Annotated in this window: 15 protein-coding genes; 9 read left to right on the forward strand and 6 right to left on the reverse strand. The window is 52.3% G+C overall.

All coding sequences use genetic code 11. The features are described from left to right. Window positions 1-20 precede the first annotated feature (20 nt). The 3 genes from V7676_RS12515 to V7676_RS12525 form a co-directional block, all read right to left on the reverse strand. Window positions 21-1,910, reverse strand: a complete 1,890-nt coding sequence (locus V7676_RS12515; protein ID WP_335660029.1) for a UvrD-helicase domain-containing protein — start codon at window positions 1,908-1,910, stop codon at window positions 21-23. Further along, window positions 1,907-4,228, reverse strand: a complete 2,322-nt coding sequence (locus tag V7676_RS12520; protein WP_335660030.1) for an AAA family ATPase — start codon at window positions 4,226-4,228, stop codon at window positions 1,907-1,909. Before V7676_RS12520 ends, V7676_RS12515 begins: the two co-directional genes overlap by 4 nt. A gap of 410 nt (window positions 4,229-4,638) precedes the next feature. Beyond that, a complete protein-coding gene (locus V7676_RS12525) occupies window positions 4,639-5,934 on the reverse strand; it encodes a tyrosine-type recombinase/integrase (protein ID WP_335660031.1) in 1,296 nt (431 codons plus the stop codon). An 801-nt stretch (window positions 5,935-6,735) separates the two neighbouring features. Here V7676_RS12525 and V7676_RS12530 point away from each other — a divergent pair. Continuing rightward, complete coding sequence (locus tag V7676_RS12530; RefSeq protein ID WP_335660032.1) at window positions 6,736-8,079, forward strand: tyrosine-type recombinase/integrase; 1,344 nt, start codon at window positions 6,736-6,738, stop codon at window positions 8,077-8,079. 350 nt (window positions 8,080-8,429) lie between these two features. Here the strand turns inward: V7676_RS12530 and V7676_RS12535 are convergent, their stop codons facing one another. From V7676_RS12535 to V7676_RS12545, 3 genes are all read right to left on the reverse strand, one after another. Continuing rightward, complete coding sequence (locus V7676_RS12535) at window positions 8,430-12,170, reverse strand: hypothetical protein (protein ID WP_335660033.1); 3,741 nt, start codon at window positions 12,168-12,170, stop codon at window positions 8,430-8,432. A 195-nt stretch (window positions 12,171-12,365) separates the two neighbouring features. Further along, on the reverse strand, window positions 12,366-14,609 hold the full coding sequence (locus V7676_RS12540) for a GmrSD restriction endonuclease domain-containing protein (protein ID WP_335660034.1): 2,244 nt from the start codon (window positions 14,607-14,609) through the stop codon (window positions 12,366-12,368). 14 nt (window positions 14,610-14,623) lie between these two features. Next, window positions 14,624-18,004, reverse strand: a complete 3,381-nt coding sequence (locus tag V7676_RS12545; protein WP_335660035.1) for a type ISP restriction/modification enzyme — start codon at window positions 18,002-18,004, stop codon at window positions 14,624-14,626. Window positions 18,005-18,805: 801 nt separating this feature from the next. On the opposite strand from V7676_RS12545, the gene V7676_RS12550 reads away from it, so the two are divergent. The 8 genes from V7676_RS12550 to V7676_RS12585 all read left to right on the forward strand — a co-directional run bounded on the left by V7676_RS12550 (window position 18,806) and on the right by V7676_RS12585 (window position 25,356). Continuing rightward, entirely contained in the window at window positions 18,806-18,994 is a 189-nt protein-coding gene (locus tag V7676_RS12550; RefSeq protein WP_335660036.1) for a hypothetical protein, read from the forward strand. Further along, entirely contained in the window at window positions 18,991-19,401 is a 411-nt protein-coding gene (locus V7676_RS12555) for a DUF3768 domain-containing protein (protein ID WP_335660037.1), read from the forward strand. The genes V7676_RS12550 and V7676_RS12555 overlap by 4 nt, the downstream gene beginning before the upstream one ends. A gap of 14 nt (window positions 19,402-19,415) precedes the next feature. Next, entirely contained in the window at window positions 19,416-19,607 is a 192-nt protein-coding gene (locus V7676_RS12560; protein WP_335660038.1) for a hypothetical protein, read from the forward strand. A 181-nt stretch (window positions 19,608-19,788) separates the two neighbouring features. Next, window positions 19,789-20,859 carry a Fic family protein gene (locus tag V7676_RS12565; protein WP_335660039.1) on the forward strand — a complete coding sequence of 357 codons (1,071 nt, stop codon included), beginning with the start codon at window positions 19,789-19,791 and terminating at the stop codon, window positions 20,857-20,859. A 137-nt stretch (window positions 20,860-20,996) separates the two neighbouring features. Then, window positions 20,997-21,374: a peptidoglycan endopeptidase gene (locus V7676_RS12570; RefSeq protein WP_335660040.1), complete on the forward strand. Its 378-nt coding sequence runs from the start codon at window positions 20,997-20,999 to the stop codon at window positions 21,372-21,374. Then, window positions 21,375-23,573: a phage tail protein gene (locus tag V7676_RS12575; RefSeq protein WP_335660041.1), complete on the forward strand. Its 2,199-nt coding sequence runs from the start codon at window positions 21,375-21,377 to the stop codon at window positions 23,571-23,573. It begins immediately after the preceding gene. 44 nt (window positions 23,574-23,617) lie between these two features. Further along, on the forward strand, window positions 23,618-24,070 hold the full coding sequence (locus V7676_RS12580) for a DUF2793 domain-containing protein (protein ID WP_335660042.1): 453 nt from the start codon (window positions 23,618-23,620) through the stop codon (window positions 24,068-24,070). 182 nt (window positions 24,071-24,252) lie between these two features. Further along, entirely contained in the window at window positions 24,253-25,356 is a 1,104-nt protein-coding gene (locus tag V7676_RS12585) for an OmpA family protein (protein ID WP_335660043.1), read from the forward strand. Window positions 25,357-25,475: the final 119 nt, after the last annotated feature.

Raw genomic sequence — 25,475 nt, forward strand, 5'->3', positions numbered from 1 at the left:
GCGGGCTTCGTTGAAGTTCTTCAGACTCCCAATTCGATCTCATCCTCTGCAAACCAACCGTTTTCGATCATACTAGTCTTCACAGCTTCGGGGTTTTCGGAATATGCCACTAGTGCTAGGCTTTGCTCGGCCCGGCTGCACGTCACATAGAGTAGTCGCCGGGTACGGTCGATAGAGCTATCTTTACCTTCTTCAATATTTTTGAGGTCAGTGGCCGACAATTCTTTGTCACCCAATAGCTTCCCATATCCAAACATGAAACCGCGAGCCTCGTTGTCATCCATGATAACCATAACGCGCTGGAACTCCAATCCTTTCACCCCTTGATGAGTATCGAATGACGCCAAACCGGTTACATACTTTCGGTAAATGTCAATTTCAGCAAATGGAGCCTGCATTAGAGAAAGCAACGCGGCTACCCGTTCAGGGACCGGGTCTTGCTTTTCATCTTCTTCGGATGCCCTCTCAGCCTTCATGACCGCGACTACTGGGATGAGAGAATCGGGCAAATCAAAAAGTTTATGTTCTGCCACGCAGCTTAGAACAGCACCGCAAGTAGGCTCGCCATCATGCCATTGCTCCATCAGAGCCTCTACACCCGTTTGAGCTTTTTTCAATAATGTACCAGGATCGGATTCTTCTTTGAGCGCGTTTGCGGTCAGAAGCGGTGAGGCCTTCCGTAGTATACGCGCGACAGAAAATTTGTCGTCTACTCGCTGGGCTTCCACCAGCGGTAATACCGACTGTATGAAAAAACGCATTGGAGGAAGGCTGCCGTCCAGTAAACCTGTGCGCCAGTTATCAATACCGTAAAGGGGGCTGAACACATTCTCAAACCCTAGTCGCTTAGCAGACATATGATGTTCAAGCGTGAGCATTTTGCAGGTTTCGCTGTTTTTCCAATTGGTATCGTTCGTCACCTCCGCCATTCGAGTGCGAATGCTATTTTCCACACCCATGCGGTCTTCGGTGTTCGCGGTCCTGATGAAAAGTCTAACCTGACCATCAATAGCATCAGTTCTTGGCTCTTGCGTGTGAGTGTCAACGGTTTCGCGTATCTTGTTTATGAGCCGCACAACCCGTTTAGGGCAACGGTGGTTTAGCTTTTTTGACGGTTTTCCCCATGTATCAGGGAGTTCATCTTCGATACGTTCCTTCCCATCGGCGTATATCCGCTGCATAGTATCTCCAACGAGCCCTAGTGCAAATCGGTTTGAATGCTCGCGAGCAACGATGAAGAGAGAATCAATGAGATGACGATTGGTATCTTGGCTTTCATCAATCAAGAGGAAAGGGAAGCGCCCAACTAAAATCCAGCACATGGTGGGCTTCTCTGAAATGAAAGCCGAGCAGATCGATATGACTTCTGAGTGGTTGAGTGAATTCGGTTCGGAGTTTTCACCATTTGGGCTGTATGCAAAGGAACGAATGGAATCGAGCCGCTCCAACCTCTTGGATTTAGACTCGATCTTAGCTTGTCGTGTTATTGAAGCCTTAGTACCAGCGCGCCCTTTGGCCTCCTCGTCGCGAAGTTTTTGGATATCGAGACTTAGGTTCTCTCGAAGCCACTCGCGGATGTCATGGTGAAATCCCTTTATCAATTCCCAAGCGAAACTGTGAATTGTAGAGACGTAGAAAAGCGGGTGGAAGTCTATCCTTCGGTTGATTTCATCACATGCCGCATTGGTATAAGTTATCACAGCGACGCGATGGCCATCTAGCGCAAGTTCTCGTCCATAATTTTCACGAACGTAGTTCAATGCGCTAATTAGCGAGCGTGTTTTGCCCGAGCCAGCACCGGCGAAAAGGAAGAAGCTCTTCGGGCTATCGGGATTTAGGTATCCAGCGATCTCAGCATCAACCGGATCGTCCATCGTGACGTTGGAATCTACTGTTACTTCGCTTGTCATGAGGCCGGTTGTTTTGCCGTTTTGTCATCGGCAGCAGAAATCGAAATACCCAAGTCCTTTTGTCGTTCCTTTAATTGTTGCGACAGCCATTTCAAACCATCCAGAATATAGAATGGAGGCTTTAATTCTTTAGGATTTTCAAGTTCTAGCAAACTAAGCGCAAACTCAGCCTTTCCTCCATTTTCAAGCGCTTTGAGAACAGTTTTGCTCAAGCTGTCGAGATTTTCGGATTCTTCAACGGCCGACCTAAATTTTTTCCACAAGCCTTTGCCTGTAGTTTTTGCGAACAGTTCGTGATTTTCCATAACTAACGCGTCTTCTAAAGTGTTACATAAGGCCTCAGATTTATTACCTTTGAATTCGATCTCGACCGGGCATTGGTAAGCTGCACGTACTGCAAAGCGCTGACGTTCGTACCATTTGCCTTTCTTCTCCGGCGCTAGGTCAATCAGAGTATCCAAGTCATCCTCTTCTGGACACCATGATTTTAGTGTCGGATTACGTGATTTAAGGCCCGCCGCCCTTTGCGGGACCGCCTTCTTTCCATCCGCGCCCTTAGCGTCGAGATCAGAAATGAGGAGGGTGGTTAAACCAAGTTGCTCGATTAACGGTTGAAGCCTGTGAGCATGACTTCCGCCAATTTCCAACCAAGTAATGTAGCACTCATGCAATGAAGTCAGATCGGGGTGATTTCGAACAAAGAACGGCACCAATATGCGCTCTGCTGGCCCCTCAACAAGAACGGCGGCATCCGCAAAAAACAGATCGCAATGGGTCACTTTGATGTACCGGGTGACAAAACGCTTAGTCTCAACGTCTTTTCCAAAGACAGAACCCAAATCTATAACGCAAGAAAGTGGAATGATTTTTTCTGCTGCGGGTAGCCGGCGAAAATACCTAAGATGATCGAACTCGCACTCATGCGCAATATGACTTGAATGAGTACTTACAATAAGTTGGGTTTTCAGATCAGTCGGTAGCTCAAGCATTTTATGCTTACGCAGAACCTTATACGCCTGACGAATAAAAACCTGTTGTACTTGGGTGTGTAGATGGGCTTCCGGCTCTTCGATCAACACAAGATGAAGCGGCGGAATGAGCGTTTCAGATGCACTGCTTGATTGGATACCAGCTTTTCCGACGCGCATCCAAGCATCCCTGAAACTCATGAGCCGAAAAATCATAGATATTAGGTTCTGGTATCCAAGGCCGTTAGAGTCTTCCGGTAAATTCAGTTCAAACTGATTTTGTCCATCTTCGGTTGCAACAACATACTGCACAGCCGCATCATGATTTAGACCATCGACTGGCTTTAGCCGGGATGAAACTTTTAATTTTGGATCAGTTACACCGGGATATCCCATCCCTTCGACCTCTTGTATCGCCGCAGAGAACCCGTCACCTAGTCGCTCATCAAAAGCCTGCTGTGCCTGCTCAATGGCTCTCAGCGCGGCAATGTCCTTAGGGTCAGGGTTCTCAAATGGATCGAGGTGTTTGTTCCAATAACGCCTGAGTTGATCGGACATTCGTCTAGTGGAAGATGAACCAACCAAAGAATTTCCATCATCAAAATCACGCGAACCATCAGAATGCCCGAAGCCACGCTGTGCGCCAATCTCATCTATCCTAATAAGCCCTTTGAATGGCTCCCCGTCGATAAACGGCGAGTCTTCCGATAAGTACTGCGGTTTCGCTTCGCCGTGATCGGGTTTTTTTAGTTTGGCCGGGTCGAGAATGTAGGATTTTACGGTGAAATACGCACTAAACCGACGTTGAAGAAAATCAGTAAGCGAACGAGGCCAAAGGAGCAGTCTCTTTGGTTTTGCTTGGGTATCTTCAACTTTTTGGTCAACCTCATCAATCTGCCGCGCATCATCGCGTGCGGCAAGATAATTCTTCTGAAGGTTAATAGCATCCTTTGGCTCAAGTTGCAGCCGTACTCCAAGTTTTCCACCATCCCAGTCAAGCGTTGGGATCAGTTTTTGAACTAAATGTGCTTCGCTCTTTTCAGCATTGAGCCAGACATCGAGAAACGGAAGCAAAGACTCCCAGTTAGACGCGGGAAGCGGTTCATTCTCATTTTTTGCCTGTTCCCAAGACGCCCCCATTTCATCAATTACCGGCCAGTGCGAAAGAGTGAAGTCGTTGAGAGAGAACCGTACCCGTTCTTGCTCTACAAGAAAATATCTCAGAGCCAGCATCGCAGAAGTCTTGCCACTGTTGTTCGCCCCGACGAAAACTGTCGTCTCATTAGATATGCCAATTCGTACAGACTTCAGCTTTCGAAAATTTGCGATTTCTATGATTTCAATGTGCATCCGATATTTTCTTTTAAATTGCTCTTGTCAAAATAGGCTAGCTATCCAAACTGAATACAGAAATAATTCCATGAAGCTACATTATCCGCTTTCAACTCGCCAGCGGCGAAGCGAAACGGAACGAAGAAGAGCGCAAAATTGGGGGTGAATCGAGGCTCGTCTCCCCTGTTTCCCAACTCTGCTTGGCTTATATCCCGATCAAGTGCGCCAGCGGCGCATCGAGATATAGCCAAAAAGGCTTACATAGCAGGGCGCATTCAAACTTGATGCGCCACAGGTCTGCCAAGCAAGCCACACCGCTTCGCTCGACCAAGAATGCCAGCGGCATGGCGGCGAACGGCGATAATTAAGTCCGCGCTGCACATCGCAGCCCGACGCTGGTTTTATGAAAACTCATAAGAGGCGAATGATTACCCCCGTGGCGTTCGCGTTCGGCGAACGGGCTTTGTCGCGAGCCGCGCCTTTGCACCCGCCGAAGCTTTGGCCGTGCTGTCACTGTCAGCAAGATCGGTCATCATCGGTTCCCATCCGCTCATTCCCTGTAACACGCGGTCGGCATGTTTGATGGTATTCACATGGCCATAATGCTGCTCGATCATTTTGACTGAAGTGCCCATCTGCTCGGCGAGGATATAAACATCGACACCTTCACTAAGCCGGAAGGTGGCATAGGTGTGCCGGAAACAATAAGTTGAACGCGGTGTCCCGTTTGGCCCGATTTTGAGTTCCGCGTGGGTCAGTAGTTTTTCGACGGCATCTTCGAAGAGATATTTGGCAGGCTTGCCGCTGATGATTGTGAATACCGGATCATCGGGAAGAGTAGCTTTCGAGATCGCGCGAATGCGATCAAGATAATCGCCCACGCTTTTGGGGGCTACCAGCTTGCGCGATTTGGCTTTGCCTTGGACGAACAGAACAATGATTTCTTTCCCGTCGCGATCCTTGGCAGGCATGATGTCGCGCCAGCGCAAATTCTTGGCCTCGGGCGGGCGCATCCCCGTGTTGCACATGATAAGCATGAAATTGTAGCACATCGTGCGCGCCCACGTTCCGGGCGCGGTCGTGGCCTTTTTGATCCAAGCGCGTCCCGCAGTATGCAGCTTGCGATATTCCTCCAGCGTGAATTCATCACGGCGCATGGTTTTGAGTTTGGGTTTACTCTCGAAACGCTGGTTTGCTGGAACATAGCGTTTGCGGATGGCAAAGTTCATGGCCGCGTTGAAAGCGCCCATTTCAAAGCTGATAGTGGAATCGCTGATCTGGGCGCGATGGCGTCCCGTGCCGTTCTCGCGCCGCCAAGTCGGATACGCTGCCCAGCGATCTTGACCCACCAAATGAATCTGTGTGCTACCGACATAATGGTCTAGCGCACCAAGCAGCACATTTTTGAGATTTTTGACCCGCGCTTGGGAAATCTCGCCTGTATCAGCGCGGCGCTGCTGCACGGCAAGAAATTCTTCCGCGACTTGGCGGAAGGGCCGGTTGAACACCGGCACGTCATGCTTGAGCCGAAATCGCACATCGGCGTCGTGATCGAAAGCACGGTCGCGCGCGGCATCCCGGTCGGGCGTCCCCAATGATATGGTCTTATAGCGGTCGTCCTTCGGCAGCTTAATCCGGCAGTAAAAATTGCGATGCGTCACATCGCCTCGCCGGAAGATTATAAGTCCGGGTTTGAGTTCTTCCTTATCGGTGATAAACGCCATCGCCATGCTCCACTGTGCAGAATCCGTGCAGATCGGCGGGCTAAGTCATTGATTTGCCGTATCTGTGTAGGCTCTGTGTGGATGTTTATATATGTTTTTGTTGTTTATTCATAGAACTTTAGTTAGATACTCTCATCCTGAACTTGTTTCAGGATCCATCGTGCAAAAAGCGCAACCTGCGCGGCTGGTGAAATAGATCCTGAGCCGTTAGGCCACCGAAGGTAAACGGGTTCAGGATGACGAAAGAGGGAGCGGGGCGGCGCTTTACTACACTATCTCCACTCTGGATGCTGGACAACGGCCAGCATCCAGAGCTCGAAACGCAAGTCTATAACGATTGGGACCGGGGTGGCCACGCACAAAGGCGTGACGACGGATAGCAGCAGGCAAAATATCCCCCTATTCAAATGCCTACTTCGCGCGACAATGGCTAATCCCGGTATTCGCTACGAGGGCCATGGTGAGTCGAGGTGATAAAATTTACAAGATGTTACATTGTCCATAATGGATGTTTTTAGTGAAAATGGTCCGTTTTGGAGGTTTTATCGCAGGTCGAAAATATCATGGGTTGCGGATCAAATTGGTGGCGCAACCACCCTCTTGTCATGATGAACCACCCGCCGTCTATATTCGAAGAACCTCGTCATCCTGAACTTGTTTCAGGATCTCTATAGATTGTCCGCTCGTCTGATTGGATCCTGAAACGAGTTCAGGATGAGAGTATTTAACTAAAGTTCTATGATTAAACAACAAAAACATATATAAACATCCACACAGAGCCTACACAGATACGGCAAATCAATGACTTACGCCGCCAATCTGCACGGATTCTGCACAGTGGAGGATGCGATGGCGTTTATCACCGATAAGGAAGAACTCAAACCCGGACTTATTATCTTCCGGCGTGGCGATGTTGCGCATCGCAATTTCTACTGCCGGATAAAGCTGCCGAAAGACGACCGCTACAAGACCATTGCATTGGGGACGCCCGAGCGGGATGCCGCGCGCGACCGCGCTTTCGATCACGACGCCGATGTGCGTTTTCGCCTCAAGCATGACGTGCCGGTATTCAACCGGCCCTTTCGGCAAGTGGCGGAGGAATTTATTGCCGTGCAGCAGCGCCGCGCTGACACGGGCGAGATTTCCCAAGCACGCGTCAAAAATCTAAAAAATGTGCTGCTGGGTGCGCTAGACCGTTATGTGGGCAGCACACAGATTCATTTAGTGGGCCAAGATCGCTGGGCGGCTTATCCAACTTGGCGGCGCGAGAATGGCAAGGGACGGCATCGCGCACGGATCAGCGATTCCACTATCAGCTTTGAAATGGGCGCATTCAATGCGGCCATGAACTTTGCCATCCGCAAACGCTATGTTCCAGCAAACCAGCGTTTCGAGAGCAAGCCCAAACTCAAAACCATGCGCCGTGATGAATTCACGCTGGAGGAATATCGCAAGCTGCATACTGCGGGGCGCGCTTGGATTAAAAAGGCTACAAATGCCCCCGGCACATGGTCGCGCACGATGTGCTACAATTTCATGCTTATCATGTGCAACACGGGGATGCGTCCGCCCGAGGCCAAGAACCTTCGCTGGCGCGACATCATGCCTGCCAAGGATCGCGACGGGAAAGAAATCATTGTTCTGTTCGTCCAAGGTAAAGCCAAATCGCGCAAGCTGGTAGCCCCCAAAAGCGTGGGCGATTATCTTAATCGCATTCGCGCGATCTCGAAAGCTACGCAACCTGATGATCCTGTATTCACAATTATCAGCGGCAAGCCTGCCAAATATCTTTTTGAAGATGCCGTTGAAAAACTGCTGACCCACGCGGAACTCAAAATCGGACCGAATGGCACACCGCGTTCAACCTATTGCTTCCGGCACACCTATGCCACCTTCCGGCTTAGCGAAGGTGTCGATGTTTATATCCTCGCTGAGCAGATGGGCACTTCCGTCAAAATGATCGAGCAGCATTATGGGCATGTTAACACTATCAAACATGCCGACCGCGTTTTGCAGGGCATGAGCGGATGGGAACCAATGATGACCGATCTGGCTGAAAGTGACAACACGGCCAGAGCGTCGGCGGGGGCAAAGGCGCGGCTCGCGGCTAAACCCGTTCGCCGGACGCGAACGCCACGGGGGTAAATTCCTATCCCCTATCGGATAACTCCGTCAGGGTCCCTTAGCGATATTTTGTTTCTCTTATAGCCGGTCGCCGACATGCCGCTGGCATCCTTGTTCGTGCGAATGGGTTTAGCTTGCTTGGCAGACGTGTGGCGCATCGAGTTTGAATGCGATCTGCCATACAAGCATTTCAGCCTATTTCCGATGCGCCGCTGGCGAACTTGATCGGGATATAGGCCAAGCAGGATAGGGATTAAGGGGAAACGAGCCTCGATTCACCCCCAACTCTGCGCTCTTCTGCGTCCGCATCCGCTTCGCCGTTGGCGAATTAAAAGTGGATATGGACGCGACTCCCGGCAATCTATTGGCGCTCAATACCCTTCATTCCAAGGCACAGCCACCAAACCGTCTTTTCGAACTGTAATTGCGTCCTTCCCGCCCGGAATTGCTATTGATTCCATTGGCTGTGGTGATCCCACAACGACCATGCCCGAAATTGATGGCGTCTTCCCAAGGTTAAATCGCTTCTGGAGGTCTACAGCGTGCTTTCGAATATAATCGACGCGAGTTAGATGCTTCATCAAATTATCTGGCTTGCCATTCGACTTGGGCTTCCCTTGGTATTCTGACAGACGGCGTGCTGTCTCACCCAACGTCCTGCACATTTTCAAGTCCTTCGCTTCTATCACCCATACTCTGGTTTGATCGGGTGAAAGAACCAGAACATCAACATCCCCGAGCCGTTTGACATCATCTGTCCCCTTGTGATTCAGACACCACGTTAGCTTGGCAGAGGCGTGAGCTTCCAGACCCATTGAAATCAATTCGCGGGCCAATTCATCGTTGAAAGCGAGTCCGGTTTCGTCTCCACGCTTGCTGGCGAATTTCTGCATCTCCCGGCTGGACCAAAATTCATTCTGGAGGCCGCCTGTTAAGGCTCCACCCAAGTTGTGGAACACGCTTCGCTCAACCACGCCGGGCGCTATCATCAATAGTGGGTCATCATCATCATCTAAAGCGACAATCGGGCGGCCAATGAGCGAATAGCGACGGTCAAATTTAGCGAGGTCGTAGTCTCGGGGAATTGCCCCGACGTGAGTCGTAGTCCATCCAGCGCGGCAGCGAAGTGTGTAACGATCAATCAAGGGCGCGAGGTCTCGCAACTGTTCGTCCTGTCCGTTTACCGCCATTCGAAGCTCTGATCGCCGCATCGAAAAAACACTGGCATCGACAGTTTCGGCTATTAACGCGAGTGCGTTAGCAAATCCGACATATAAATCGTCTTCGACTCCGAATTCCGCGACAATGGCTGAAGTTAGTGCATCACCCGGATCAGTAATTCCCTCAGTGCCTTCTTCGGTATCGACGTGCGATTCAGATTTGGCGTCACGTTCGGATTGATGCCGTGTCTCGGCTGTTTTTTGTAGGCTTTCCTCCTCGAACGACCGGTCAAGCAGCACGTCACCAGTTGGCGCGATTCTGATCTCGGCCTTGAGCCACCCACCTTCTAGCGCTGGGATCGTGTCGGCGTTCTTGAAAAGCAGTGCCGCATGGGCTTGGAGTTCGTCGAAATCGAAATAGCCTACCGACCGTCCCCCCGAAATCGGAGATTCTGCTACTGCAAGTTCCACCAACATTGTTGCCGCACGAATGACGGCATTGGCCATACCGCCTTGATTGAAGCTTACGTCAAAATCTTCTTGCCGACCGTGGATAGATTGCAACGCCAAAGCGCTTTCCTGCCAGCCCCTTCCTTCTCCTTGAGCCGCTTGGATAGCGTTCAGACACGTGCTGACGAGGCTTTGACGGTCAAATTTCGCCACCTCGGTCAAAAGCGAACGGAGCAGCCAATTGTGTTGGTCATCAAGAAACGCGCGGCAGCCGGCCTTGCCTTCGATCAGATAGCCATCCGACCTTTGCCGACTTCGCCAACCCAGCCCCGTCTTGATCAATGCCCCAGCAGACTTAGGGATCGCCCGAAAACGCGGCACCAATCCAAGGGCCTTGAGCATATCAATCGGGCGCTGCGCGAGAAAAGAATGTCGCCATCGCGCAAATGGGCTTCCTATTCCGCGAACGGCGAAATCAATCAGATCAACAGGTGGAATCGCCGTTCCAGTCGCGCTGGCAACACCCGATAAGAAGTTTGCTATTAGCACCGCTTCAGCGATATTTTCTTTGCGCTGCAAAGCCACATGCCATGCAGGTTCTGCAAATAGCCCGATGCAACCACTTACATGGTCCCAACCGACGCTCACCGTCTCCAAGATTTCAGTATCGGTCATGTCCTGAAGGTCGCGATCTTTTTGGAAGCCGACGACAAACCTGATCAGAATAGGTTTATGCAGCTGTAAGTCGTAGTGACCCAGAAAAGGATTGAGCAAACGTCCGGCCCACGCAAGCAGCGCAGACCATGTTTCGTGTGCATCGAATGAGTTAGGGTCGTCGCGACCAGTCATTAGCTGAACCCAGACAATGCCGCGTTCGCTTTCCACCGCAGCCATCAGCACACCGGACTTTGCCGCCGCCATCGACGCATAGACAGGTTGCCGCCCCGAAAAATGGCTTTTGGGGTCCAGTCGCATCACGAGCAGCGGATCGCCTTTGGGGGTTGGCAAGCAACGCCTTCCCAGCGCTTCGACTGCCTCTCGGCGCGCTTCGAGCAGCAAGTTGGAATCGAAATAAATTGTTGTTGGCGGTTGGGCGTCCAAGACATGTTCGGGCACGAACATGTAGTTCGTGTTGCGCCACCATTCAAAAAGATTGAGCAGGCCGTTGGCGTTTTGAAAATGAAACCCTTGGCTAGTAACAAGTTCATGCTGCTTGTCCATTCGCCAGATGTCTTCGATTTTCCCGTCTTCGCAGACACCGAGAAACATTGCATCTTCGGGTTCCATGAAGATTACCCGCCAACGCGCAAATGTGCCGCTGCGAGGCCAGCTAAACGAATGTCCCGATCCCCAACCACTTAAGAACACGAAAGTGACTCCGTCTACGAAGTCGGCTTTGCTCTCGATCTCAGTCTGCGCTTTCAAAATCGTTTCGGCTAAAGCATTGCCGAAAAGGTTGTTGCCAACTTCGCTATCCGCACAAAACGCGTTCTGCGGCCATTCGCCAAAGTGATCGATCGCTTGAAGAATGTGAACATACCTTCCTGGACACAATTGCTTGATGTGCTCCCGGCAAAACCCGCTCGTTCCAAAGCCGCTAAGTGGTCCAGTTATTCGAATAAAGCTGCCGGTTTCTATGATTTCGGAATGCGCTAGCAACAATTTCCGACGGAGTGCGTTGCCTTGCCCCCCAGCTATTGCGGTGTTGATCAGATAACCGCGCACTGCGGTTGAAAGGTTAGTTGGTCCAACAATGGCAATGCCGGTCTGTGTCTCGACGAGAGGTTTAAATTCAAGCGCAGAATCACCCAACGCCTTTTCCAGCAAAGTCGCAAATTCTGATTTTTGTAATATAAACGGCGTCAGCCAATCTTTCGAAATGCCAAGTTCCGCCAATTCGTTCCAGCCAAATTCAACCCGCGCCTTCGCGTTCGACAGCAACCCCGCGCCAGTTAGAGGCATAGTCTTTCGAGGGTTACTGACGCCCATTGCATTTGGCCCGAGATTAGATCGTTGACAGACCACATCCGAAATCAACAGCAGCGCATAAGCACCCTCAATAGCCGCTTCTTTTTGATCATCATCGGGTAGGTGTTCGAACGCGCGCACGACCGATTCCGTATGATGAGCAGCTTTCTCCCAAAGCCCAGTAAGCATCAGAAATTCGCCGCGCGACGTGGGCACGGCTGAAACCATCACGTCTTCAAGAGGATCTTCGAGCCGATTCACGCGACTTTTCTCTAGCAAGACGTTCAGAAGCGTCCTGAGTTGTGGCGAATTGGGTATTGCAGCACCCGTGCCCAATGCGAGCGCGAGCCGCGTTGCCCATTCCAGTCGATAGTTTGCCTGATATTCCCGGAAAGTCTGCAATCCAGCCAAAATCGATGCGACACTCACCGGATCAAACTTCCGGAAAAAGGAAGCTAATCTTGGTGCGTTCTCAATAGCCCCCGCAGGAGTAACAGGCGGAGCGTTCGCCGCAATGATTGCATCAATATCCATCTGACTACTTGTGCCAGATTTTATTCTCGATGATAGTTCCTATTTTTACCGCACACAATAACTGTGAATAATATGGTGAAGACCAACCCCTGCTGCCAAAGCCGCGTCGCGGTTTCGCTAGCCCCTACTACGGGGGTAGATGCTATGTAGTTGTCATAAACTTTCAAACTCGCAGAATTTGATGCGTCAGGTAACCTAGCCGAACCTCTGTTTAACAAAGTCCATCACGCTATTGCCCGAAAGTTCGGTGGTAGCATTCCCGCCACGAACAAAAAAGCGTTGCTGACCTCCATCCTTGACAAAGGCAGCCTTTGGTCCCTTTTCACACCGAATAGTGAGAACTCGTTCGCCATCTTGATCCTCAAAATGTTGGTGAACATAGGGAAGGAAAACGTCCCCAATGCGGTCTTTGACGAGATTGACCAGATGCAAACCCATCTTGTCTTCATTGGCAAACCCATCGGCAGATAAGCCAAGCACCTCGCCATCATCAGAAACGCCAACCAGCAGGGTTCCACCTTGCGCATTGAGAAAACCGGCAATGGTCTTCAGAGCGGACAGGTGCATTTTCTCGTCATGTTGGCCGGTATGGAGATTAGTGCGCAGGGTCGATTTGAATTCCGTGGCACCCGTTTCACCTCCAGCGATCAGTTCGGCTACACTCGGAGGGGCTTCAGGTTCGGTTTTGGTATCGCCGATCAAGGTTTCCCAAGCTTCTTTCACAACTTGTGCCATGCGTAACCGGCGTGAGACAAGGAATTCTTCATAGGCCATGTCCCACCAGAGCGGCGGGAGCGCGTGTAGCTTGTATACCCGTTCTCTCTCAGCAGCCGACATGGCAGCATCAAGCGCAGGCACATAGTTTGCCGGAGCCTGTTTGCCGATCTTGATATTTGCAGGCCATTCAACCGGCGCAAAGTTCGCAATCTGGTTGATGACTTTGAGGTCTTTGACACCCTGATCTTCCAGAAACCCGCGCGGGAAAAGGTGATGCTGTTCCAGTGCTGCCTTTGAACCCTTGATAGCTGGGTCGACCATAGCCGCCAGTTTCATCGGACTGAAGAGCGCCGGTGCATCCAGCTTTATCAATGCAGCCTGATACGCGAACAACGACGGACTGCGCGCGGCGGAAGTGGCAAGCTGGCTTGGCAGCTCTATGTCCCAATAGTCTCCTGTCAATGTGGTCGCGCAAATCTCACGCAAGCGGGCAACAAAAGCTGCGCCATTAGCTAGATCGCGAACCTTCGAAAGGTCTGCCTCGAACCGCGTTTCAGGCGAATTTGTGTAGCGTCCAGTCATTGACGCCATGAAATAGAATTCGGCAATTACCTGCCGTATTAAGGTGCGATCAATGCCGTAATCGCGGATACCGATAAGATAAAGGACGTAACAGTATATGATCGCTGTTTCCGAGCTGATCATTTTCTGCCCGCGATAACCTGCCAGCTTTAACGTATCGAGAAAATGGTGCCAGTTCGCGAGGTTGAGCACAGCTTTTTGCGCTTCGCGCATCAGTGCAAACTGTGCATCGCGCTTTTCAGGATTATCGCCACCCTTTGACGCATCGCGGCCACGCAACGCGCCATAGACGTTTTCCAATCGCGCCCGCTTCAAAGCGAGACCAACCGTGGCGCGCAACATCTGGTCCGGCGCTGGCTTGAGGAAGTGGTTGAAAGGTGAAGACTGTCCATCACTCGGCATCGCTGCTTTCAAGGCAAAATCTTCCAGCTCGATCCGCCCTTCTTCCCAAAAGACCGACATCAACGTCATGATAAAATCAGCCTGTTTGAGCGCTTTACCTTTGCCATTGATGCGCACGAATACCTCGGCAATCGTCTCTTCATCCACCGAGGACGCGAGCGTTAGCGCTACGAAGTTGTATTTCGGCAGATTGAGCAACTCATCAATTGCACCTTCGATCTCCTCCTCATCCTCCTCGCTCAGTTCCCGGATTTCTTTGAGTTGCTTGATGAATGCTTTGCGGAAAGCGCTTGCCTTAAAATCCGCCGCCCAAAGAACTGAGATGTCCGGGATGAATGCCCGATCCTTTTTTATCGCAGCGTCGGCCACATCAAAACGGCCAGAAAGCGGATTGAACGCAATTTGAATGCGTTCCTTTTTAAAGTTGGCGCGCAACACTTCTGCGCCTTTTATTACCGCATAGAGCGAAGTCAGCCGCTGCTGCCCGTCCACAATTGCAAGCTCGGGAACCGACTGTTTTGCGTCTGTGCCGATGTTCTTTAGACCACCTTCGCTCCCGGTTTTCCAGAACAAGAGAAATCCTGCCGGATAGCCGCGATAAAGCGAGTCAAACAGATCGCGCACATTCTTGTTTGGCCACACGAACGGGCGCTGCAACTCTGGCAAACCGATCTTGCCCATATCTATATCCTCTATCAGCGAGAGGATGGGGACGTTACTTGTGGTAAAAATCGGCATGAACAGGCTTTCAGTTAATCGGTTTTGGCTTCGGTAGGCTTTCCGTCCACCCATGGCACGGCGCAGTCGCGCGCTAGCGCGTGGGCGGCGTCGAGGGCTGGACCCATGCACAGGATTTCGGTGATACGGCGTGCGGTTTTGGCGAAGTGCAGCGCTTCGTCACCGGTCAGCGCGCGACCGAGAACGTCGGATTCGCGGTAGGAAAGCCACTTCTTGAGCACCTGATATCCGCCAAGCGTATAATCCCAAACCTTGGCAGGCACTCCCTCCCATTTGGCATCGTCGTTGATTTGGACGTCCACGGCCTGCTCGCCGATGAGACCGAATAGCGTTTCGTGGTCGAGATCATGCCGCGCTGCTATTTGCGATAAGGCATTATGTTCGGCATCTGTCCACGCGCGCGCAGTGGTTTTACCACCACCGGGCATGATAAGCCGAGTTCCGTTATCGCGACGCTGGCTGTAGCCCCACCCGGCAGTCACCTCGAATGACTTGCCGCGAGGTGTCGCAACCGCTGAAAGACCCGTAAACAGCGATCCACGGGTGACTCCATCAACGTCGATTTCAGCATTGAGCAAATCCGAAAGTGCAGCACCCAATTCGGCAGACGAGGTGAATGCCTCATGGTCACCGGGAAACGGAATACGCGGCCAATCAATTCTCAGCGCGTCAATGTAGCCAACTTCGTATGTTGGCGCGTTCAGTGTTGCTAGAATGTGGTCGAATAGCTGACCGCTTGAAAGACCTCGGTTTGCAAGCTCAGTTTTGAGCGATTTGGCAACGTTCGGTTCGAGATTTTGACTGTCCTGTCGCACGGTTGACGGAAAAATGGCTACGTTGCTTTCCACAAGATGATGATCGCCAAGCACGCTAACCGATTGCGGCTTGTAAAAAACGCCCATCCGATTGCGCTCGCCCGCCGTTAGGAAGCGATTGTCAAAGCCAGTGTTTCCAAAAAATTCCGGACGCTTTTCGTCGATCAGTTTCGTCTCAGGGTCCCAATAGGTCCAGCGCACATCGAACGGTCGATAGGCATATCTGACAATGTCGCCAAGCGCGTGCTTTCGGTTCAAAAGTGCCTTTCGGGTGCTAGCGGGATCATAACGCGTAGACGCGTTCATCAGTGGCGGATATGCCTTCGCCAGATCGGCATCACTGACTTTTGCATCGAAATATCGCGCTATACGCTTTTCAAGCGCGTCGCGGTCAATATCGACAAGGAATTCGTCGCGGCTGGTTTTTACTCCCGCAAAGCTGACCGGCAGCAGTTCCGTCAAGCGCGGCCATTCGAAATAGTCCGCGCTGACATTAGCGGGCATGAACTGCAAACGCATCGGCAAAGATGGGATTACACTTTCGTAAAGCGCTACCGCGTCAGCATCCGCCGACGCTGCCAGAGTCTCTCGCTTTGCCGCTCCCCAAAGATGCCGGAAGCCAACACTTTCGGCTGGTTTGTGATCTTTTTTGCGCACCATCGTTGCAATCGCAGTGCCCACTTGAATGCCCGCCTTGTTGGCGGGCGTCGAAAAGATCGATGGATCGGGCAGCCCTTCAGGTGTTGTCTTGCCGGTCTTGTATTTGTCACCGTTGAGGCAATCGATGGCGATGCTATCGAACACCTCCAGATAGCGTTCGCGCATACCGGGACAACTAAGACTGTCCAGCCAGCTGTAGTTGGATATGAATGAAATCACGCCTTCGCCGGTCTTTTCGGCAATGCGGCGTTCGGCCATTCGGAAAAAGCGGACATACAGTTCGTTTAGGCCTTGCCCCTGTGGCGCGGCGACCTTTTCGACCGTGCGGTAAGCGCTGCTTAATGCGCGTTCTTCAGCATTATCGGATATTCCCGCAAAACCGTCATAAGGCGGATTGCCTAGAATCACCAGGATTGGGCTGGATTGCTTTATCGCATCGGCAGAAGCACGCTCGGCCTCCAACTCGGGGAAGGGCAGCGGCTTGTTGGTGTGGGGTTCCCATCCCGTCAGCGCATTGGTGAGGTAAATTGCTGGCCGCGCATCCTCGGCAAGCGGTGCATCCATTCCCGCCAGCGTCATTCCCGCCTGCATATGTGCGACAACGAACGGTGCTGGCATAATCTCAAACCCAAATACGCGATTTTGCGCCGCATCGCGCAGCCGGTCGGCCAGTGCATCTCCCAGCCCGTGGCTTGCCAGATTGGTACGGATGCGGCGAAGCACGGAATTAACAAAGCCGCCCGTGCCGCAGCACGGATCGAGCACATAGACACGCTCATCGGCGAGGCCGTCGGCAATTCCTAGCTCGTCTTTCAACGCCCGATCCACCCGCGCGACCATGTAATCAACAATTTCAGCAGGGGTATACCACACGCCGAACTGCTTGCGCAGCTTAGGATCGAAGGCTTCAAGGAACGGCTCGTAGAAATATTGAACTGCTTCGCCTTGATCGAAACGCTCCAAAAATTCCGCCGCGTCGATCCGGTTGAGCGTGTTTCCGGTCCAGTCGAGCACCTCCACCAGATCGAGTTGCTTGATATGTTGCGGCGAAGTCAGTTGCTGGAACAAAGTCTGAATGAAGGGTACATGCAGACTCCAGCCCGCCGAACGCCAATCAAAACGCGGCGGATTGCGCGGGGTGGTGCGCGCCCAAATTACCCAAGCCGAAAAAAGACCATAAAATAGCGTTTGGACGAGGGTGGAGCGGAAGAAATGATCGCCTTTTTCTTCATCGAAGGTAATGCCCAGCGCATCTTCAAGGGCTGAACGCACAGTCTTGAGAGCAGGCAGATCGCCCGCCGCATCGACCCGTGCCAGAGCGTCGCGCGCATAGGAGGCAAGGAACCACGCCACGTCTTTTGGCTGCACCAACGCCACGTTCTGCGTAAATGCTCGTCGAAGATATTCGATAAATGCAAGGCCTGCCGTTTTAGCTGATGCTGCGGGGGTTTCGACTAGCGACCAAAATTCAGCAGTAGTTTCAGCTAGCGTGAACGCTTCCAACCGCGTGGCCGATCCGTCCAGTCCCGGACCGACAAGCTGAAACGCACGCAGATTGGTCACGAAGACGAGCCCGTAGGCGTCGTAATATTTACTGAGTTGTTTAGGTGTTGAGGTAAACAGACTTTCATCTGCGACTGCCTTTACTTCGACTACACCCCGCTCAGGCATCTGTCCGGCGCGAGGTTCACCTTTTTGAATCTGGCTAGCCGCAAATAATCCGAAGTCCGGGCTGCCAGCGCCGGTGTTCGCAAGTTGCGACAATCCCAGAACCTTGGGCGAAAGTGAGCCGCCGACACGTTCAAACAAAGCGTGAAGCGCAGGATAGTAAGCAGTTTCGGGAGTTCCAGCACCAAGCGCCCGCACACGGCGCACAGACTCGAAAAATTCCTCAGCAATTTGAATTGGATCGTAAGCCACATATTCCCCTTATGATCTCACCTATCCGAGACCGAAGCCGCCGTTGCAAGGTTTTTGGGTCTGTGGGGAAAAAATATGGCAATTTTTTTGGCTAGTTGTCGGTGTTTCGCAGCAAAATACGAATCTGACTGACAGTAACAATGAACGATTTCTATTCAAGTTGAAGCATTGCAGCAAAGGCTCTTCCCAGTGTAAAGCTATGATGTGTAATTACTGGCCCGGTTTATTTAGCTCGCACCATGTGGTTGCCGACAAGACGATGCTGAGATTATGATTTAGCAATTTAGTCGAGTTGTGTTGGCGCTGCCTGACGGCAACCTGCTCTATGCGCTGCGCGCACCAAGCCTGTAGTCTTTGCCCTACGGGTAACGATCAGGAGCGTGGGATAATGAGCGGGATTTTTTAAGGTCGCACTCTTTCTCGCTGCGCTCCTTGAGGGTGCGGCTTTTTTGAGCTGACCCGCTGGCACTCTCGCCTCTCGACTGACCGGACGCCCGCTGGCCCACAGGTCCGCGCGCAGGGCGTCCGGTTGGCGTCGCGCCGTGCAAGGGTGCCGTTGTTTGTGCCGCTTTGCGGTTGTGGGAGCCTGATCGGCACCGTTTCCTTTATTGTGTGGGAACGCCAAGGGCTTCGCCCTCTCGTTTCCCAAAGCAGAATAGTTACCCCCGTGTGGCGGGCTTCGCCCGCTGGCCCGCGCCAAGGGCAACGATTCAGCTTTCCCTCCCCCTCCCATCCTCGCCGGAAGGCAGAGCCGCATGTCGCAAGGCGTTTGCGGCTTTCAGCCCAAAGAGGAGGAAGAAAATGTGTGATTTGCAATTGATGTATCGCGAGTGCGGAGCGGAAACGCGGGACGATTATTTGCGCGGCATTGCCAATGAGAACGGCTTGCCGCTGACCTGTGTGCGCAAGATTGCAGATCGGCTAGGTGAGCGCGAGGACTTCGGAGCGTTAGTTTTGATTTGTGAAACCCGCAGGGGGGCGGTCCGATGAGCGCCGCCCTTGAGAATAGTGCCAGAGCGCGGGAGCAGACGGCGCGGATTGCCCGATTGAACGACCTTGCGCGTCGCGCAATGGGAGTTGCTTGCACCGCCGTCGCCACCGCTGGTTTCCGGTCGCTGCCCGAGGCCGACCAATCACAGGTGCGTGAACTCATCGAAACCTTTGACGCTTTCACCGAAGACAATGACCCTCACGGCGAACGCGATTTCGGGTCAATCTATCAGCTTGGCGATGGTCGCTGGACGACCGAGCGCCCGCGTTTGCGCGAGGACGAGCGCGAACGGGTGTTCTGGAAACTCGATTATTATGACCGCAACTTGGAGTTTGCCAGCGAGAACGCTGCTAATCCCGCCATTACACGGCGCGTCCTGACCATCATGCTGTCCGATGAATATTGAGCGGAGCCAGAGCCATGAAACGCAAAGACCTTCCAAAAATGACCCCGCGCGACCCCGATCAGATGATGATCGACGGGGTTGCGCCGGTCAGCATGGGCGAACGGCTTGGCTGGCTTGCCGAGCAGCCAATGCAGCCCCGCCGCGCGCAGAAGCCGCTCGACATCGGATTCTGGAATCCGATGCGCGACCAGATCGAGATGTTCTGACCATCATTCTATCGCCCACAGCGCAACTTTTCGCGGCCCGTCCATGTGGGACGGGCCAAGGCCGGCTGCGTTAGCATCCGGCTTCAATCGGCGCGTCAGCTTATAGCTGCCGCGCCGATGAGCGAAAAGATTTGGATATTTATGGGCCGGTTTACGGATATATTTGCACTTATGGATATTTATGGGTATCGATATGGATATGCCTATCAATATATCCTCGCTGACGATCACGCCGCAAATGCTCTCGCTGATTGCAGAGATCGACGAGTTCAAAGGCGCTTGGCGCGCCTTGGGAACGCTTGCGCCTGATCGCCTGTCGGCGCTGCGGCGCGTGGCGACGATTGAAAGCATCGGCTCATCGACCCGCATTGAAGGCAACAAGCTGTCGGACAGCGATGTTGAGCGGTTGCTTTCCAACATTGAAATCCAGCATTTTGCCACCCGCGATGAGCAGGAAGTGGCGGGATATGCCGAGGTGATGGAAACCATCTTCGCATCGTTCGATGAGATTGCGCCGACCGAGAACCATATCAAGCAACTGCACCGCGACTTGCTGGCACACAGCAGCAAGGATGCGCGGCATCGCGGCAGCTATAAAACCAATACCAATCATGTCAGCGCCTTTGACGGTGAGGGCAAGGAAATCGGCGTCGTGTTCGAAACGGCAACGCCGTTCGACACTCCGCAATTGATGGTGGAGTTAATGGAGTGGGTCAACGAGACGCTCGATCAGAAGCAGCTTCACCCGCTCCTAGTCACCGCAATCTTCATTGTCGTTTTTCTCGAAATCCATCCGTTTCAGGATGGCAATGGCCGCTTGTCGCGGGTGCTGACCACCTTGCTCCTGCTACGCAGCGGCTATGCCTATGTGCCTTATTCCTCGCTCGAAAGTGTGATCGAGGCGAGCAAGGAAGGCTATTATCTGGGGCTACGCCGGACGCAGGGGACAATCCGCAGCGAAGCGCCCGCGTGGGAGCCGTGGATCATCTATTTCCTCCAGTCACTCCGGCAGCAGAAATCGCGGCTTGAGGCGAAGATCAAACGCGAACGGTTGATGACCCAGCGATTGCCCGAACTCTCTGTGCAAATTCTCGAACTGGCAAAAGCGCATGGGCGGATCACCAACAGCCAGGTTGTGGATATGACAGGCGCAAACCGTAACACGGTGAAAAAGCATTTACAGATGCTGGTATCAGCTAACCATCTTGTCCAGCACGGCAGCGGCAAAGCGACATATTATAGCCGCGTCTGACTGGCATCGGCATATCAAGTGCCAACGATAAGAATTCACATTCCACACAAAACATCCCGACCGCGTATCAGCTTCTGTCCTTGATTGACGGAAATTGGCCGCTTGCACCGCCTTCAAGGGCAGCGTCAAGACTGTCGATGACGATATGTGGTACCGATTTCCGGCTGCATGGACGTGACGCAGAATATGGGCTGGATTGTATTGGCTTAGTGGCACAGTGCCTCGGCGCGGCGGATGTGGCCTGTGCTGTTCCTACCGGCTATTCGATCCGCGGCGGGTCGGTTGAACAAATTGCAGAGGTCATGACGCTGGCGGGCTTTGCAGCACTGCCGCACGATGAACCGCTTTGCGACGGCGATATCGTGCTCGTGCGGCCCAGCCCGATACAATGGCATCTGATGGTCAAGACTGAGGGCGGTTTTGTCCACGCCCATGCAGGGTTCGGCCACGTGGTTTTTACCCCCGGTGGGGCGCCTTGGCCGATTGAAAATATCTTTAGAATTTTGGAGGGCTAGATGGCGACCTTGGTTTTAACGGCTGTCGGGACCGCATTGGGCGGACCGCTTGGCGGCGCTATCGGTGCGTTTATCGGACAGCAAATTGACCAGAATATCCTGTTTAAACCAAAGGGACAGGAAGGCCCGAGATTGCAGGAACTGGCGGTGCAGACATCCAGCTATGGCTCCCAGATACCGCGCATCTATGGCAAAATGCGGGTCGCGGGCACGGTAATCTGGGCGACCGATTTACAGGAAAGTAAAACGTCCAGCGGCGGCGGGAAAGGGCGGCCTAAAACCACGACCTATAGCTATTCGGTTAGTTTGGCCGTTGCATTGTCGAGCAGAAACGTAAAGGCGATTGGCCGGATATGGGCTGACGGAAAAATCTTGCGCGGCAGTGCGGGTGATTTCAAAACCCAAACCGGCTTCCGTTTCTATCAGGGCCATGAAGACCAAAGCGTCGACGGATTACTGGCCAGCGCAGAGGCGGATGGGGGAACGCCCGCCTATCGTGGGCTCGCACTAGCTATATTCGAAGATATGGACTTGTCGGATTACGGCAACCGGATTCCATCGTTGACCTTTGAAACCATTGCGGATGACGGTAGCGTCAGTCTTGGCGCGATTATCAATGATATTTCCGGTGATGCGGTTGCGGTCAATATTGACGAGCAGTTGCACGGCTTTTCCGCCAGCGGGCAAGACCGGCGGGAAGCCTTACAGGCAATTAGCGACAGTTTCGCGCTAAGCTTCACATCCTCACCGGATCGGATCGGGGTAAGCTGGCGGCAATTTTCCCAGGATGCGGTGGTAATGTTTCTTGGCGATCAGATTATATCGGACCGGAATGGCAAGCCGGTCGAACGACCTGAAGCCCATATCCTGCCGGAAACCAAGGTTCCGCGGCAATATTCGCTGCGCTATTATGATCCGGATAGAGACTATCAGTCGGGCATGCAAAATGCATTTCGGCCGGGGAAGAGCAGAGCCATCCTCCATCAGGATTTTCCGGCGGCGATGGCGGCAACCCAAGCCAAAAATATTGCTCAGGCGAAGCTATGGTCGATCTATCAGGAACGCAGCACCGCGCAGTTGCATATCATGCGCATGGCCGAACCGGTAAAGCCGGGTAGTTTTATCCGGTGGGACAAGAGTGGCGATATTTGGCTCGTTCGCAGCTGGGAATGGAATGATGGAATAATCGCGCTGACCTTGTCCAAAGCGGGTGACGGTTTGCCGAAAGCAGAAATCCCTAGCGATGGAGGGCGACCCGTAAAAGAGCAGGATGCGCTGGCTGGCATGACCCGTTTGTCTCTGGTCGATCTTCCCTTTGCCTTAGATGCCCCCATGGCGGTCTCCAGCAGCGCCAAAGTCTATGCCGCTGCGGCTGGTGGTCAGGGTTGGCGTAATGCGCAGCTATTCGTAACCGGCAGCGACGGTGTGAGCCAAGAGCTTGTCGGACAGATATCCGCACCATCAACTATCGGTTCAGCGCCCGAAGCATTGGGGGATAGCAGGCCGTATATTATTGATCGGAAAAACAAGCTGTTAATCCAGATGCACGGCGACAAGCTGATATTAAACGATGCAGATCAGGCGCAGCTATTTGCCGGTAATAATCTTGCCGCAATCGGTCGGGAAGTAATCCAATTCGGGTCAGCCCAACCGATTGGCGATAATCGCTATCTCATTTCTTATCTGCTGCGCGGTCTGGGCGGTACCGAGGTGGAAATGGGCTGCCATGGTGCGGGCGAAGATTTCATCTTATTAAAGACAGGTGATCTGACCGAGATTGATTCGAGCTATTACATCCCCTTTCAACCTCTCGCCGTCGCGGCAATGGGCAGGGGGGATGATATGCCGGTTTCCCGTTCCATAGATGTACCGGGGCGAGCGCTAAAACCTTGGTCACCGGTCCACCCCCGATATGCTTTTAATCCGGCTGGTGACCTCCGGATTAGCTGGACCCGCCGGTCTCGCGCCGGTTTGATATGGGCGGATAATGTAGAAACGCCGTTGGCAGAAGAAAGCGAAAGATACAGAATATCCGTCAATAGCCAGAATTTGGCCGAATCTGATATTGCAGTGATGATATTCTCAGCGGCTGAGCTGCAAGCTTATCGCGCCGACGGTATCTCTAGTTTGTCCTGTGAAATCCGGCAGATCGGGCAGCATAATATTTCCGACCCGTTGCCCATATTGATCGAAATATGATGGCGACCAATTGAATGTCTTGATGTAAATCCAGAGGAAAAAATATGTCTGAATATCAAACCCCGCGTTTTTCATTGCCTTTATTAGCTGTTGGACAAGCTCATAAGGAGTTATTTCATAATGAGGCTCTATTATTACTTGATTTCCTAATCGATTCAGTGGTTTTGGACGTGAGCGATGACCCGGCTTCCTTAAGCCCGGCTGAAGGGGATTATTGGCTGATAGGTCCTGTTGCTACCGCAGAATGGAGCGGCAAGTCTGACGAGATAGCCGGTTGGTCAAATGGTGGTTGGCACTATATTAAACCGCAGGAATCCATGAAGATCATTATGTCCAACAATCAGGGTATGGCCATATATCATGACGCAAGCTGGCAATTTATCGTGCAGGTAAATGGGCCAGCGGGTGGAACTATAATCGATTCAGAAGCGCGATCCGCGATTGATTCGATTCTTGATGCTCTAAGAACTGCAAGAATTTTACCGCATATCAACTAGTTTCATTATGTTTTCATTAGTAATATACGTCATTTGGACCCCCTCGAAGGTGTTTTTGTCAGCTAAAGCACGAAAATGGCGACATTTTCGCAACAGTTCTGGCATTTGCCCGCTTGCACTGTTTATAGTGAACGGTTACAAAGCGGCGTGAATTCAGAACCTAAATGAGAAGGGGAATATAAATGCGGAAGCTTGTAATAGGATTGGCTCTTGCCTCCACGGCTCTTGCTACACCTGCTCTGGCCCGTGACGGCCAGTGGTATGTTGGCGTTGAAGGCGGCGCGATGCTGGTTGAAGATGTTGAATCGGATATCGGTGTAAATAACAATGCATCATCGGTTGATCATGATTATGGTTATGATGTTGATGGTATTGTCGGTTATGATTTCGGCGGATTTCGTCTAGAATCAGAAGTTGCTTATAAATCAGCATCTGCTGACTCGCTTCAAATCGGCGCACCAGGCATTCCTAGCAACGCCGATGGTTCCGGTAACTTTACCGGCTCCACGGATATTAATGGTGAAGTCAATTCGTTGAGCTTCATGATTAACGGTATGGTCGACTTTGGTGATGATGATGGCATTCAAGGTTTCCTTGGCGGCGGTGTTGGTGTGGCTCGTACAGAGATTACCAATATTTTCGCTGGTAAATATCTTGATGATTCGGACACAGGTTTTGCTTGGCAGGCTATTGCGGGTATCCGCGCGCCACTGAGCGACAGCTGGGATGTTGGCTTGAAATATCGTTTTTTCAATGCTGAAAAAATCAACCTTGTTGACCAATCCGGTAATGATGTGAGCACCAAGTTGCGCACGCATTCTATCTTGGGTAGCTTGATCTACAACTTTGGCGGCGAACCAGCGGCACCTCCACCGCCACCGCCTCCACCACCACCGCCACCACCACCACCACCACCACCACCACCTTCGCAGGTGTGTGCGCCTGGGCCATATATTGTGTTCTTTGACTGGAATCAGTCAGCGATCACACCAGAAGCTGCTACAGTTCTGGACAATGCGGTTACAGCATATGGTGATTGTGGTTCGGCTCAGGTTATGTTGGCGGGTCACGCTGATAAATCTGGTTCAGCTAGCTATAACGTTGGTCTGTCCCAACGTCGTAACGCTTCGGTTCGTACATATCTCGAATCACGCGGCATCGGCGGCGGAGCGATCTCGAGTGAAGCCTTCGGTGAATCGCGTCCTCGCGTTGAAACCGCAGACGGCGTTCGTGAGCCACAAAACCGGCGTGTTGAAGTTATGTATGGTCCTGGTTCAGGAAACTAATAACTTTCAATCTCGATTTAATGAAAAGGGCTGGTCTTCGGACTGGCCCTTTTTTTTGTCCAAAACCTTACCCAAAAAATTATAGCCGTAATATTGAGGATAAATTGTTCGAAACCATT

This window comes from Parasphingorhabdus sp. (assembly GCF_036963805.1).
GTDB lineage: Bacteria > Pseudomonadota > Alphaproteobacteria > Sphingomonadales > Sphingomonadaceae > Parasphingorhabdus.

Coding starts and splice junctions, on each gene's coding strand:
- V7676_RS12515 (WP_335660029.1), bottom strand. CDS start 1,910: ATGACAAGCGAAGTAACAGTAGATTCCAACGTCACGATGGACGATCCG.
- V7676_RS12585 (WP_335660043.1), top strand. CDS start 24,253: ATGCGGAAGCTTGTAATAGGATTGGCTCTTGCCTCCACGGCTCTTGCT.
- V7676_RS12525 (WP_335660031.1), bottom strand. CDS start 5,934: ATGGCGTTTATCACCGATAAGGAAGAACTCAAACCCGGACTTATAATC.
- V7676_RS12530 (WP_335660032.1), top strand. CDS start 6,736: ATGACTTACGCCGCCAATCTGCACGGATTCTGCACAGTGGAGGATGCG.
- V7676_RS12575 (WP_335660041.1), top strand. CDS start 21,375: ATGGCGACCTTGGTTTTAACGGCTGTCGGGACCGCATTGGGCGGACCG.
- V7676_RS12565 (WP_335660039.1), top strand. CDS start 19,789: ATGGGTATCGATATGGATATGCCTATCAATATATCCTCGCTGACGATC.
- V7676_RS12540 (WP_335660034.1), bottom strand. CDS start 14,609: ATGCCGATTTTTACCACAAGTAACGTCCCCATCCTCTCGCTGATAGAG.
- V7676_RS12570 (WP_335660040.1), top strand. CDS start 20,997: ATGACGATATGTGGTACCGATTTCCGGCTGCATGGACGTGACGCAGAA.
- V7676_RS12535 (WP_335660033.1), bottom strand. CDS start 12,170: ATGGATATTGATGCAATCATTGCGGCGAACGCTCCGCCTGTTACTCCT.
- V7676_RS12560 (WP_335660038.1), top strand. CDS start 19,416: ATGAAACGCAAAGACCTTCCAAAAATGACCCCGCGCGACCCCGATCAG.
- V7676_RS12550 (WP_335660036.1), top strand. CDS start 18,806: ATGTGTGATTTGCAATTGATGTATCGCGAGTGCGGAGCGGAAACGCGG.
- V7676_RS12555 (WP_335660037.1), top strand. CDS start 18,991: ATGAGCGCCGCCCTTGAGAATAGTGCCAGAGCGCGGGAGCAGACGGCG.
- V7676_RS12580 (WP_335660042.1), top strand. CDS start 23,618: ATGTCTGAATATCAAACCCCGCGTTTTTCATTGCCTTTATTAGCTGTT.
- V7676_RS12520 (WP_335660030.1), bottom strand. CDS start 4,228: ATGCACATTGAAATCATAGAAATCGCAAATTTTCGAAAGCTGAAGTCT.